We start from the raw sequence: 12,586 nt of genomic DNA on the forward strand, positions 1-12,586 counted from the left end.
TTGCCAATACCAGGCTTGACCTGTTACATAAGGTATCTACACAGATAATCAATGCGTACGATATCATATGTCTGGAAGATTTGAACGTGAAAGGAATGATGGCAAATCATAAACTTGCAAAGCATATAGCAGATGCAAGTTGGGGAACATTCGTCAGGTTACTTGAATATAAAGCAAGTTGGAATGATAAGCGAATAATCAAAATCAACCGCTTCTATCCATCTTCAAAAACCTGTAACGAATGTGGCTATATCCATCAGACCCTACATCTTTCGGAAAGACAGTGGACTTGTCCAAATGGGCATATTTTGGACAGGGACTTCAATGCAAGTAAAAATATCCTTGAAGAAGGTATAAGAATCATCGGGGCGGAACTCTCCGATTACACGGGCAGAGCCTTAAATAAGACTTCTGAAAAGAAGCACAGGGCGTTGAAGTCCGAAGCCCATTGGTCTTTAGCCAATGGGTAGTTCACTATATCAGTTATCGGGTCGATAATATTACGACTTATCGGATACGTGCTGGATTTGGCGTCATCTATGAGATCGACAGCTCCCGCAACCGGATTTTTACGCCGACGATCCGGATCGGCAGCTACCAGCTGGACAATACTCATAATTTACCTTTTGGCAGTCCGCCGACCAGTTTAAGCATTCCTGGCAATGAAGACCTGCTGCGTCTGGACATCTGGAAGGCGACCGATATGGCTTATAAAAATGCCGCCCAGACCTATGAAATGATTTTGACCAATCAGAAAGTCCGGGTAGCAGAGGAGGATAAGGCTGCTGATTTTTCCGCAGCGGATCCGCTATTACATTTTGATCCCCCAGTGGATTGATCAGCCCTAAGACCGGACCTGGCCGGCATTGCTACCCGTTTAGAAAAAGTTACCGCGGCATTGGGGAAAATCAGGATCTGCTGAATGCGGGCATGTATTTTGAGTTCCGAGTGACCCGTAAATATTTTGTGGACACAGAAGGCTCACAAATTATTGAAAACGGGACGGGTGCCTGGCAGATGCTCTACGGAAGCAGTAAAGCCGATGACGGTATGGAATTACACCTGTATAGATCCTATTTTGCTTATCTGCCGGCAGGACTGCCTTCCACAAACAGTCTGCTCGAAGATGCCCGGGAGATGAGTGCAGGACTCAGTGCCCTTCGCAAGGCGCCGTTGGCTGAACCGTTTGTAGGCCCGGCGATTCTTTCCGGGCGGGCGGCCGGCTTTTTTTTTCATGAGATTTTCGGTCACCGGCTGGAAGGCAAAAGAATGAAAAATGAACAGGATGGCCAGACCTTTAAAACCCGGCTGGGTACGGAAGTACTCCCTGAATTTCTGAGTATTTCTATGGACCCCACGGTTCGGGAAGTTGCTGGTACCACGGTGAACGGATTTTATCAGTTTGACGATGAAGGCGTAAGTGCCCGTCGGGTGGATGTGGTGGAAAACGGGGTTTTAAAAAACTTTCTGATGACCCGCACGCCGATTAATGGTGTGAGCGGTTCTAATGGCCATGCGCGTACGGCACCCGGAGGTGTACCGGAAAGCAGACAGAGCAATCTGATTGTAACCGGCGATTCGGATAAAAGCTTCGAGGAGCTGAGACAGTTGTTAAGGGAAACCTGTAAAAAGCAGCGGAAGGCCTATGGCTATCTGTTTCAGGATGTTCAGGGCGGCTTTACCAGTGTGGGCCGAACGACGCCCAATGCCTTTAATGTTATTCCTACCGAAGTTTATAAAATCTATGCGGATGGCCGTCCGGATCAGTTGGTGCGGGGAGTGGATTTAATTGGAACACCACTGTCTATGTTTATGCGCATCATGGCCTGTAGCAACCAGACAGAAACATTTAACGGTATGTGTGGATCAGGATCGGGTTGGGTGCCTGTTTCCGCTTCCGCTCCGGCAATTTTTGTGGATGTAATGGAAACCCAGAAAAAGAATAAATCCAGTGAGCGCCGACCCGTTTTGCCCCGGCCGGATCTGGAGCCACAATAAACGGATCCGGATGCAACTGCAGAAAACATCAAAATGAAGAAATTTCTCTTATATCTGACGGTGCTGTTCACAACAGGTCGGCCTTTGGGCGCCCAGGTTCTGAAAGATAACCTGTATGTGCAGCTTATGGATCAGGAACTGAAACGTAATATGCAACGCCTGCGTTTGCCGGACCTGGGGGCACCTTTTTTCATTTCCTATCAACTGAGAAACCAGTACTATCTGAACCTGCGTGCGGAACGCGGCGAACTGCTCAGTTATGAAAGAACGCCGGCCAACAGGAAGACCGGATCGATCCGGTTGCTGGTAGGAGACTACCACCGCAATTTTGATTATATGTTGCGAAGCAATGGCGGGTTCAATCTCCCGCAGCAGCCGGATGACATGGAGTACAGGAGAATTTTCTGGCTGGAGACCGATAAAGCCTATAAGAATAATGCGCAATTGTACAGCAACTTCAGTGCTGCGCTCAAGAGACTCGAAGTAGATAAGGAAGAACTGGCCCTCGATGATCTTTCCAAAATAGCGCCCGTTCAAAAAGATTATGGCCCCGTTAGACAGATCGCTGTGGATATCGGTGAATGGGAGCAGCGTTTGCGTGCACTTTCTTCTCTTTTTAACAAGGACCCGAGAATCACCCAGTCGGGGTGCAGCCTGACCCTTTCCGAGTATGAGGATTACCTGGTGAGCAGTGAAGGAACCCGAATCCGGATGCCCGACGGGTATGCAGGAATCCGGATTTTCGCAGCATACAGTGAAGAAGGTGAGGCGCGTCCACGCAGTAAAAGTTATGTCTGTTACGCAAGTTCTGTAGCGGAACTGCCGACCCAGGAGCTACTTAAAAAGCAGGTAGTGGAAATGATAAAGGATTTACAATCCCGATCAGCGGACCGAAGTTTTGAGGGCGCCTATATGGGACCGGTACTCTATGAGTCCGGCGCCGTGATTAACCTGATCAATGAGGCTTTCGGTGAAACTTTGTCGACCCGCAGGAAAAATATCCTGGGATATGAAAATAATAGTACGGATTTCGAAGAGAAGCTGGGGCAGAAGCTGGTGGCCGCCGAACTGAACTTACTAGCGGTCCCCGGTCTGAAATCCTTTCAGGGACGGCGCACGACCGGGGCTTTCGAGATTGATAACGAAGGCGTGCAACCACCGGACACACTGGAATTGATCCGGCAGGGGATTCTTAAGGGATTGCTGAATGATCGTACGCCGACCCGGAAATTCCCACGTTCCCTGGGATTTTCCAGAAGTTCGATGGGGAAGGGGACCCAGCCGGGCGTACTGGTACTCAAGGCCACCAGAACCAGCCTGCTTGCCGATATGAAACGACAGTTGCTGAAAGCTGCGACAGCAGAGGGACTGAAAGAAGCCTATATCGTCAGGGGCAGCCCGATGGGCGCACCGGAATTATATCATGTCGATCTGCTGACAGGTCAGGAATATCGAGTTACAGGTGCCAAACTGGGGCCCATGACCCTGCGGGGACTCAGACGGTTTCAGGTAGCGGCTGACAGTATGCAACTCCACAACGGTCCCGACTTCAGCGTCATCAGCCCACAGGCAATGATTGTCAACGAAGTCGAAATTGAAAAACTTCACGAGACGACCAAACCCCGCCCCATCATTGTTTCCAACCCGCTGTTGGACCCGCCGAAGCGGTCCTCATCCGGGACCGGGAAAAAGAAAAAATCCAGATAACGCCAGTCAAGAAGCCATAGCCGGTACAGATTCCTGAACCGCTGTTGCCTTAAATTTTGTCCGTACCCCTGCTTTCCTTGTCCATGCGTTGGATATCTTTCAGCTTGTTGGCATCAATCGGATGGAGATAATCCCAGAAAGCAGAAACACATACGATTTTCCAGGTTCCATTAATTTTTTCCATCAGCCGGACTTCTTTGCTATGCAGAAAATTATCGCCCTCCCGGTTGCTGTTGAACTGGTCCCAGGTCAGGTAACAGGTATTGTCACCGTAGAACTTGAACATGATATTCTTACGTTCTACAATGGGATGGCTGCTGGATTGTGGTTCAGGATTGTCGTGAATGTACTTGCCAATGGTATTGTCAATGCCGTTCCAGCCAACACTGGCGTCAAAAGTCCCGTCACGGTTGCTCCAGGCCTGAAAGGCGTAATCGGTCTGCGCATAAGTGGATTTCCAGCCCTCGTAGTCCCTGGCAAAGAAACTGCGGGTTTCTTTTTCGATGGTGGACATAATCGAATCCTTATCCGCCTGTATCGCATTTTCGGAGCGGTTCTTTCCCTTTGCTGAACATGAAGCAACAAAGGCCAGTATCAGACTAAGTAATACAACGTAAAGCCACTCGCCAAAAGGCAGGAATTTAAATCCTTGTTCCGCCTTTACGGGGAGGCCCGGTTTTGTGGGATCGGGCGTTGATGGGGTTTTGAACTGGTTCATAGTGACAAGTTTAAATTGTGAAACAATAAACTTCCATATCTATCAAACTCAGTGTCGCTCATAACAGTCCTAAAACTAACGACTGTTATTTTCTACCATAAATTTACTCCATTTTTCCCACAATCACCGGTTTTTTTTGAATTAACATAGAAAAGCAGGTTCGTCTTCCTCTTTGAAAATGAACCTGCTTTTGTAATTTAACGGTGCTGTTATAGCCTGTTAGATTCTGGAAAGGATCTCATTGCCAATAGCTTCGGTCCCCAGTATTTTTTCTTTCGGAGTACGGCTGTCTGCAATATCTCCGGTACGGAAACCGGCTTTCAGTACCTGATCCACTGCATCAATTACTGCCTGGCTTTCGTCTTTCAGGCCAAAGGAAATATCCAGCAGCAGGGCCGCAGATAATACCGAAGCCATCGGATTGGCAATGCCTTTACCGGTAATATCATGGGCAGAACCATGGATCGGTTCATAAACACCGGTGCCGTCGCCAATCGAGGCGGAAGCCAGCATACCCATCGATCCGGCAATTTGCGACGCTTCATCGGTAAGGATATCTCCGAACAGATTGGCAGTAACCACCACATCAAAACGTCTGGGATCTTTGATCAACAACATGGCCAGCGCATCTACAAACTGGTATTCCACTGTCACATCCGGGTATTCGGTTGCCACCTGTTGTACGACTTCCCGCCAGAGACGGCTTGTTTCCAGAACGTTGGCCTTGTCTACCGAGCAAAGCTTTTTACTGCGTGTCCGGGCGGCGTCAAAAGCCTTCCGGGCAATCCTTTCTACTTCAAATCGGGAATAGGCGGCGATGTCATATGCATAATTGCCATCCTCTTTCCGGCCTTTTTCGCCAAAATAAATATCGCCTGTCAACTCGCGGAAAAACAGGATATCTGCCCCTTTGAGTATTTCAGGTTTAATACTGGAGGCTTCCAGAAGTTCATCGAAAAGCTTGATGGGGCGCAGGTTGGCATATAAGCCCAATTCTTTGCGCATTTTCAGCAGCCCCTGCTCGGGACGAACTTTGGCAGAAGGGTCGTTGTCGTATTTGGGATGCCCCACCGCGCCGAAGAGCACGGCGTCGGCAATTTTCATTTTTTCAAGGGTAGCTTCCGGTAGCGGATCGCCGGTCGCCTCAATCGCCACGTGGCCGATCAGCGCTTCATCATAACTGAATTCATGGGAAAATTTTTCCGCAATTTTATCGAGCACTTTTTTACCTACTTCAGTTACTTCTTGTCCGATACCATCTCCCGGCACCACTAAGATGTTTTTTTTCATCTATATTTTTTTAAATTTAAAAAATGGCCAGATGACCTAGCTTCTGATCATTATGACTGCGCTGCAGTATCTTATCGTCCGTAGTTCATCTCAGATTGTTATATCCCGTGACGGTCAACCAGCCTGCCATGACCTGAAGGCCGCAGGGGCCGGTTGTCCTGTAAAAAATTATTCCAGTTACCTGACATTTTGTTTTAAGGCGATGGACAAAAGATATCCTGTAAGCAGACTTTCGGTAATCAGTTCACCGCCGTCTTCCAGTATGCCCAGTACAATATTATACTTCCAGTGATAACTTACGACGGCCAGGCGGTGGACCTGATCCAGAACGATCGCACAAAATAAAAACAAAAGCAGGAGTACCAGCATGGCTTTGGAATGCTTTCGGAACAACGCATCTCCTGTCTTATATGCCTGTGCCGCCGGCGCCAGGACCAGAAAACCCAGAAAGACAGCAGCAAAGAGCTCCATGATCTTTCCGCCGCGTCGGCCGCTGGTCATACCGAAAACATCATAAAACACATGGCCCAGGCCGCCATGGATTCTGAAAACATCCTCCAGAAACAGGAAGAAAAATACCAGCACCCAGGCCAGATAGCGCTTTTCCTTCCGAAAAATACTGATCATTAACAGGCCAAGAATCATCAGAATCCATTTGAAATTCTGAAAATCCTCTGCATAACTGTCATTGGTTTCTATATTGTATAAATCAACATCGGGGAACGGGTGGTAAAAATTGATAACGTTCAGCACGATCAGTACGATGTCCACAATCAGGAGCAGTATGAGGGGGACATAATATTTTATACTACGGGATTGTTGCAAACCTGTTTTTTTTGACTGGCGCAAAGATATTGGAATGATCCTATTTTTCGGGCAAATTCAGGGCCGGATTCCCGGTATTTTAAGCAGGGAAGTCCGATAAGCGATCCGGGCATTAAATCAGGTTCAGAATTTTCTGGGTGGCTTTAATGGCCGCCACCGTCTGATCACTGTCCAGCCCCGTCGTTCTCAGTTCCCGACCGTTGTGCTCCCAGCTGATGATGGTTTCGCATAAGGCATCGGTCTTGCCCCCGGGCGGGATGCGCACGATATAATCAGTCAGTTTGGGCAGGGCCAGTTTTTTCTGGGTATAAATCTTTTTGAGGGCATTCATGAAAGCGTCATATTGACCATCGCCCAGGGCGTTGGCTTCAAAACTTCCGTCTTCAAATTTGATGCGAATAGTCGCCGAGGGGCGCATGTCCTTGGAATGTGTCAGGACATAGTTTTCCACTAATACTTTATCACTGATCGCATCGCTGTCGAGAATATCTGAAATAATATAGGGGAGGTCATCCTGGGTAACGGTTTCCTTACGGTCACCCAGTTCTATGATACGCTGGGTTACTTTTTTAAGATCTTCGTCGCTGAGCTGTATGCCGAGCTGCTGCAGGTTGTTCTCAATATTGGCTTTACCGGAAGTCTTCCCCAGTGCATATTTGCGCCGGCGACCAAACCTTTCCGGCATCAGGTCATTGTAATACAGGTTTTTCTTCTTGTCACCATCGGCATGAATACCTGCGGTCTGGGTAAAAACATTCTCGCCCACGATGGGCTTATTGGCAGATACCCGGAATCCCGAAAAAGATTCAACCAGCTTGCTGACCTTGTAAAGGGCTTTTTCATTTACGGAAGTTTTCACCTGCTTTTGAAAATCATTCAACACAGCAATCGTGCTTTCCAGGGGTGTATTGCCCGCTCTTTCCCCCATCCCGTTAATGGTCAGATGCAGGCCCTGTACACCCGCCCTCACTGCTTCCAGGGCATTGGCCACACTTAGGTCATAATCATTGTGACCATGAAAGTCAAAATGCAGATCCGGATAACGTTCCACAATTTCCGATAAATAGGACCGGGCTTCGTCTGGCAGGAGCACCCCCAGGGTATCCGGCAGCATCACTCTTTTGACAGGTTGCCCACTTATAAAATCCAGGTACTGGTAAACATAATCACGGGAGTGTCGCATGCCATTGCTCCAGTCCTCCAGGTATACATTACAGGCGATACCTTTTTTCCCCGCCTGTTTGACAACGGCAGCGATTTCCTTAAAATGCTGTTCCGGTGTCTTGCGCAACTGATGTTGTAAATGGTTCAGGGATCCTTTGGTGAGCAGGTTCATTACCCGCGCACCCGCCTGTTGCATCCACTTAATGGAAATATCACCATCGACGAAACAAAGAACTTCAATCCGGTCGATCAGGTTCTGCTGAATTGCCCAGTCGGTAATTCTTTTGACCGCCTGAAATTCCCCGGCTGAAACCCTGGCTGAAGCTATTTCTATCCGGTCCACCCTGACTTCTGTTAAAAGTAACTGCGCCAGTGTCAGCTTTTCCGAAGAGGAAAAAGAAACGCCACTGGTTTGTTCTCCATCGCGCAGCGTGGTATCCATGATCTCGATATAGCCCGCGGCCTTTTCACCCGTTGGCAGCGGCTGGGCGCCACGCTTATTTTTTACAGTCATTGTTGAAGTAGTGATTTTTAAATGGATCCGGAAGCCGGATGGGCACAGCTGCTAATAAGGGCTTTTTTCCGCGTGTAGTTCAATCTCGGCTTTCATGGATTGCAGATAATCGATATCGTCAAATCCATTCATCATATTATGTTTTTTGTAACTGTTGATGTCAAAGCTTTCCGATTCGCCGGTAGCCAGAATGGTCACTTTTTGTTCCGGGAGGTTGACTTCGATCTGGGTCTTTGGATCGGCTTCGATTGCCCGGAAGATTTTATCCAGAAAAGCTTCCGACACCGTTACCGGCAGGATACCAATGTTCAGTGAATTTCCTTTGAAGATATCAGCGAAAAAGCTGGAAATGACACAGCGGAATCCATAGTCATAAATGGCCCAGGCGGCGTGTTCCCGGCTGCTGCCACTGCCGAAGTTTTTACCGCCTACCAGGATTTGTCCGGAATAAACGGGATTGTTCAGTACAAAATCCTGCTTAGGGCTGTTGTCGGCGTTAAAGCGCCAGTCCCGAAACAGGTTATCGCCAAAACCCTTGCGTTCCGTAGCTTTCAGGAAGCGGGCAGGGATGATCTGGTCAGTATCGACATTTTCGATGGGCAGGGGAACTGCCGTGGAAGTTAATACAGTAAATTTATCGTAAGCCATCTATTTAATATTTTGAGCGTTCAGTGCAATTTTTTTCAGATTCGGAATCAAGCTTCTACAGCAACCGTTGTTTCCATCAGCTGCCGAGGATCAGTCACTACACCGGTTACCGCCACAGCGGCTGCGACATAGGGGCTGGCCAGCAGGGTTCTGGCTCCGGGACCCTGACGGCCTTCGAAGTTCCGGTTGCTGGTACTCACGGCATATTTACCTGCCGGGATTTTATCGTCGTTCATCGCCAGACAGGCTGAACAGCCCGGCTGCCGCAATTCAAAGCCGGCTTCATTCAGAATGTCCAGAATGCCTTCTTCCCGGATCTGTGATTCTACAATATGGGAACCGGGTACCAGCCAGGCGGTGATATTGTCGGCTTTTTTACGGCCTTTTACCACCTGGGCGAAAGCGCGGAAATCTTCGATCCTTCCATTGGTACAACTGCCGAGGAATACATAGTCTATTTTTTTACCCAACAGGGGCTGTCCTTCCTGAAAATCCATATAGGCCAGTGATTTCCGGTAAGAGGCTTCGCCGTCTTTTACTTCCGTCGCCAGGGGTATGCTGTTGGTGATACCGGTGCCCAGTCCGGGATTGGTACCGTACGTAATTTGGGGTTCAATATCGGCGGCCTCAAAAACCAGTTCTCTGTCGAAGCTGGCGCCGGCGTCAGTTTTCAGGGTCTTCCAGTAGGCGAGTGCCTGATCCCAGTCGGCTCCCTTGGGTGCTTTTTCCCTGCCTTTTACGTATTCGAAAGTAGTTTCATCCGGTGCAATCATACCGCCGCGGGCACCCATTTCAATGCTCATATTACAAACCGTCATCCGGCCTTCCATACTCATGTTCTCAAAAACCTCACCGGCATATTCCACGAAATAACCGGTAGCACCGCTGGCAGTGATCTGCGAAATAATATACAGGGCTACATCTTTGGGCAAAACACCTTTACCCAGCCGGCCATTGATGGTAATGCGCATCTTTTTGGGCTGGGGTTGCATGATGCATTGAGAGGAAAGTACCATTTCCACTTCGGAAGTTCCAATCCCAAAGGCGATACAGCCGAAAGCGCCATGGGTCGAAGTATGAGAATCGCCGCATACAATGGTCATACCCGGTTGGGTAATGCCGTTTTCGGGACCTACCACATGTACAATACCGTTCTTGGGACTGCCCAATGCCCAGATCGAGATGCCGTATTTTTCCGCATTGCTGGACAGCGCTGCCAGCTGTTTGGCAGAAAGTGGGTCTTTCACGGGCTGATCCTGGTGAATGGTCGGGGTATTATGATCGGCCGTGGCAAAAGTGCGTTGTGGATACAGCACGCCAATATTTCTGTTTTCCAATCCCAGGAAGGCGACGGGACTGGTAACTTCGTGAATAAAGTGCCGGTCGATAAATAATACGTCCGGGCCATCAGAAATATGCCGCACCACATGGGCATCCCAGACTTTGTCAAAAAGGGTAGTAGCCTTGCTCATAATAATAATCTCTAATATTTAATGTTCCTTAAGAATCAAAATAATCGCACCGCCAGCATCGGCGAACGAGCGCTGTAAAGTTACTGAGAATTAAGGATCGGCCGAAGCAAGCGGGTTGGTTTTGTGGCGGCGCCGCCGAAAGTTGAAAGCTGTAAAAAATAAATGTAGGATCAACAAAAAAACGAATATGTAGCGAAATAACCGATATACAATCAATATAATAATGCATTGAATATCAGTAAAATATATTGTTTATATTTAGTGTTGGTTTATATAAAAAACTACCTGCTTGTAGCTGGAGCCGGATTTTGGGCGTCGTAATGTCGGACCGAAAATGTAAGCCGGGCGTCCGCTTTTTACAGGAATTTCTGCATCAGGTAATCATTCATAAAGTAACCCTGACCGATATCCACATCTTCGGAACGGAGAATCCCGTAACCCTGGCGCTGGTAAAAGCCAAAGGCCGTATTGAAACGATTGACATTCAAAAGCATGAATTTTGCGCCGCGTTTTCGGACAATATCTTCCATGGTCCGGAGTTGTAATTTGCCCAGCCCCTGACCCCGCAGTTCCTGGCTGAGATAAATCTTATGCAGTTTGTAGGATCCGTCTTTCTGATCTTCAATGGCGGTATAACCCTGATCGCGGCCTTCGACGGATAAGATATAAAATTCTACCCCCTGCCTGTATTCCCGTTCCAGCACTGGCGTGGCATACATCATTTGCAGCATATATTCGAGCTGCTCCGGTGACAGGATGCTGGCATAGGTATCAGGCCAGATCCTGAGTGCCAGTTCGTGGATCAACGGAACTTCTGCAGCAGTGATTTTTCTGATAATTGTTTCGGGCTGTGGTTTCATGGACGCGAATGTACAACAGGAATGCAAATCCGGACCAGCAGCAGTGCCGGAAGCCCTGGCCAATGCCGCCTCAATCGAATAAAAAAAGCATGCTGATCTGATGCAGCATGCTTTTATGATTGGTACAGACGACGGGTTTAACCCAGTTTCGCCTGCAGGTTCTTGTCGAGAATTTCCAGGAATTCCTCAGTATTCAGATAGTCCTTGCCATGGGCAACCTTATTACCATGGATACAAACAGCCAGGTCCTTGGTCATGTGGCCGGCTTCTACGGTTTCAATACAAACGGTTTCCAGTGCATCGGCAAAATTGATCAGCGCCTGGTTGTCATCCAGCTTCCCGCGAAATGCCAGTCCCCGGGTCCAGGCAAAAATGCTCGCTATGGGATTGGTACTGGTAGGATTGCCTTTCTGGTGTTCCCGGTAGTGACGTGTTACCGTCCCGTGAGCAGCCTCCGCTTCCATGGTCTTCCCGTCGGGTGTGACCAGCACAGAAGTCATCAGACCCAGTGAACCAAAGCCCTGGGCAACCGTATCACTTTGCACATCTCCATCGTAGTTTTTACAGGCCCAGACAAAATTACCATTCCATTTCAGGGCACTGGCGACCATGTCATCAATCAGGCGGTGTTCATAACTGATTCCGGCGGCTTCGAATTGGGCCTTGAATTCCTGCTCATATATTTCCTGAAAAAGATCCTTGAAGCGGCCATCGTATTTTTTCAGGATGGTATTCTTGGTAGAAAGGTATAAAGGCCATTTTTTGCTCAGGGCCATATTAAAGCAGCTGCGGGCAAATCCGATGATGCTTTCGTCGGTATTGTACATGCTCAGGGCAACACCGCCCGCACCATTGAAACGATATACCTCGAAAGTCTGGGGCTCCCCGCCGCTCTCAGCGTCAGGTGTGAAGGTCATGGTCAGTGTGCCCTTTCCCTTGATAACCGTGTCTGTGGCACGGTACTGGTCACCGAAAGCGTGGCGGCCGATACAGATGGGCGCTGTCCAGTTGGGCACCAAACGGGGTATATTTTTACAAACGATCGGTTCCCGGAAAACAGTGCCATCCAGAATATTACGAATCGTGCCATTGGGGCTTTTCCACATTTGCTTCAGGTTGAATTCTGTTACCCGGGCTTCATCCGGGGTGATGGTGGCACATTTTATTCCCACACCATGCTCTTTTATGGCTTTGGCGGCATCAACGGTCACCTGATCATCAGTAGCATCCCGGTGCTCAATACCCAGATCGAAATATTTAATATCCACATCAACGTAGGGCAGAATTAATTTGTCCTTGATAAATTTCCAGATAATGCGGGTCATTTCATCACCATCCAGCTCCACTACAGGATTAGCTACTTTGATTTTTTCAGCCATATATTACTATT

Annotated in this window: 12 protein-coding genes; 4 read left to right on the top strand and 8 right to left on the bottom strand. The window is 48.5% G+C overall.

The window, feature by feature from the left end; genetic code table 11:
• The 4 genes from ACYVI9_RS07945 to ACYVI9_RS07960 all read left to right on the top strand — a co-directional run.
• On the top strand, positions 1-470 hold a 470-nt coding region (locus ACYVI9_RS07945), incomplete at its 5' end, for an RNA-guided endonuclease TnpB family protein (RefSeq protein WP_460763037.1).
• Complete coding sequence (locus ACYVI9_RS07950; RefSeq protein WP_460763040.1) at positions 449-838, top strand: hypothetical protein; 390 nt, start codon at positions 449-451, stop codon at positions 836-838. The genes ACYVI9_RS07945 and ACYVI9_RS07950, both read left to right, overlap by 22 nt.
• A complete protein-coding gene (locus tag ACYVI9_RS07955; RefSeq protein WP_460763042.1) occupies positions 835-1,998 on the top strand; it encodes a metallopeptidase TldD-related protein in 1,164 nt (387 codons plus the stop codon). The genes ACYVI9_RS07950 and ACYVI9_RS07955 overlap by 4 nt, the downstream gene beginning before the upstream one ends.
• Positions 1,999-2,031: 33 nt before the next feature.
• The gene (locus ACYVI9_RS07960; protein WP_460763045.1) at positions 2,032-3,705 is read left to right on the top strand and encodes a metallopeptidase TldD-related protein; all 1,674 of its coding nucleotides are present in this window, start codon (positions 2,032-2,034) and stop codon (positions 3,703-3,705) included.
• A 49-nt stretch (positions 3,706-3,754) separates the two neighbouring features.
• On the opposite strand, the gene ACYVI9_RS07965 is transcribed toward ACYVI9_RS07960, so the two are convergent.
• The 8 genes from ACYVI9_RS07965 to ACYVI9_RS08000 all read right to left on the bottom strand — a co-directional run bounded on the left by ACYVI9_RS07965 (position 3,755) and on the right by ACYVI9_RS08000 (position 12,575).
• The gene (locus tag ACYVI9_RS07965) at positions 3,755-4,423 is read right to left on the bottom strand and encodes a hypothetical protein (protein WP_460763048.1); all 669 of its coding nucleotides are present in this window, start codon (positions 4,421-4,423) and stop codon (positions 3,755-3,757) included.
• A 219-nt stretch (positions 4,424-4,642) separates the two neighbouring features.
• Positions 4,643-5,713 carry a 3-isopropylmalate dehydrogenase gene (leuB, locus tag ACYVI9_RS07970; RefSeq protein WP_460763050.1) on the bottom strand — a complete coding sequence of 357 codons (1,071 nt, stop codon included), beginning with the start codon at positions 5,711-5,713 and terminating at the stop codon, positions 4,643-4,645.
• A 177-nt stretch (positions 5,714-5,890) separates the two neighbouring features.
• Positions 5,891-6,538 carry a hypothetical protein gene (locus ACYVI9_RS07975; protein WP_460763053.1) on the bottom strand — a complete coding sequence of 216 codons (648 nt, stop codon included), beginning with the start codon at positions 6,536-6,538 and terminating at the stop codon, positions 5,891-5,893.
• A gap of 112 nt (positions 6,539-6,650) precedes the next feature.
• Positions 6,651-8,216, bottom strand: coding sequence for an alpha-isopropylmalate synthase regulatory domain-containing protein (locus ACYVI9_RS07980; protein WP_460763056.1), 1,566 nt, complete (start codon positions 8,214-8,216; stop codon positions 6,651-6,653).
• A 51-nt stretch (positions 8,217-8,267) separates the two neighbouring features.
• Positions 8,268-8,864 (bottom strand): 3-isopropylmalate dehydratase small subunit, encoded by a 597-nt coding sequence (gene leuD, locus ACYVI9_RS07985; RefSeq protein WP_460763058.1) that lies wholly within the window; start codon positions 8,862-8,864, stop codon positions 8,268-8,270.
• 47 nt (positions 8,865-8,911) lie between these two features.
• Positions 8,912-10,336, bottom strand: coding sequence for a 3-isopropylmalate dehydratase large subunit (gene leuC, locus ACYVI9_RS07990; protein WP_460763061.1), 1,425 nt, complete (start codon positions 10,334-10,336; stop codon positions 8,912-8,914).
• A 356-nt stretch (positions 10,337-10,692) separates the two neighbouring features.
• Positions 10,693-11,196, bottom strand: coding sequence for a GNAT family N-acetyltransferase (locus tag ACYVI9_RS07995; protein WP_460763064.1), 504 nt, complete (start codon positions 11,194-11,196; stop codon positions 10,693-10,695).
• 137 nt (positions 11,197-11,333) lie between these two features.
• Positions 11,334-12,575 (bottom strand): isocitrate dehydrogenase (NADP(+)), encoded by a 1,242-nt coding sequence (locus ACYVI9_RS08000; RefSeq protein WP_460763067.1) that lies wholly within the window; start codon positions 12,573-12,575, stop codon positions 11,334-11,336.
• Positions 12,576-12,586 lie beyond the last annotated feature (11 nt).

It is taken from the genome of Niabella terrae, assembly GCF_054783135.1.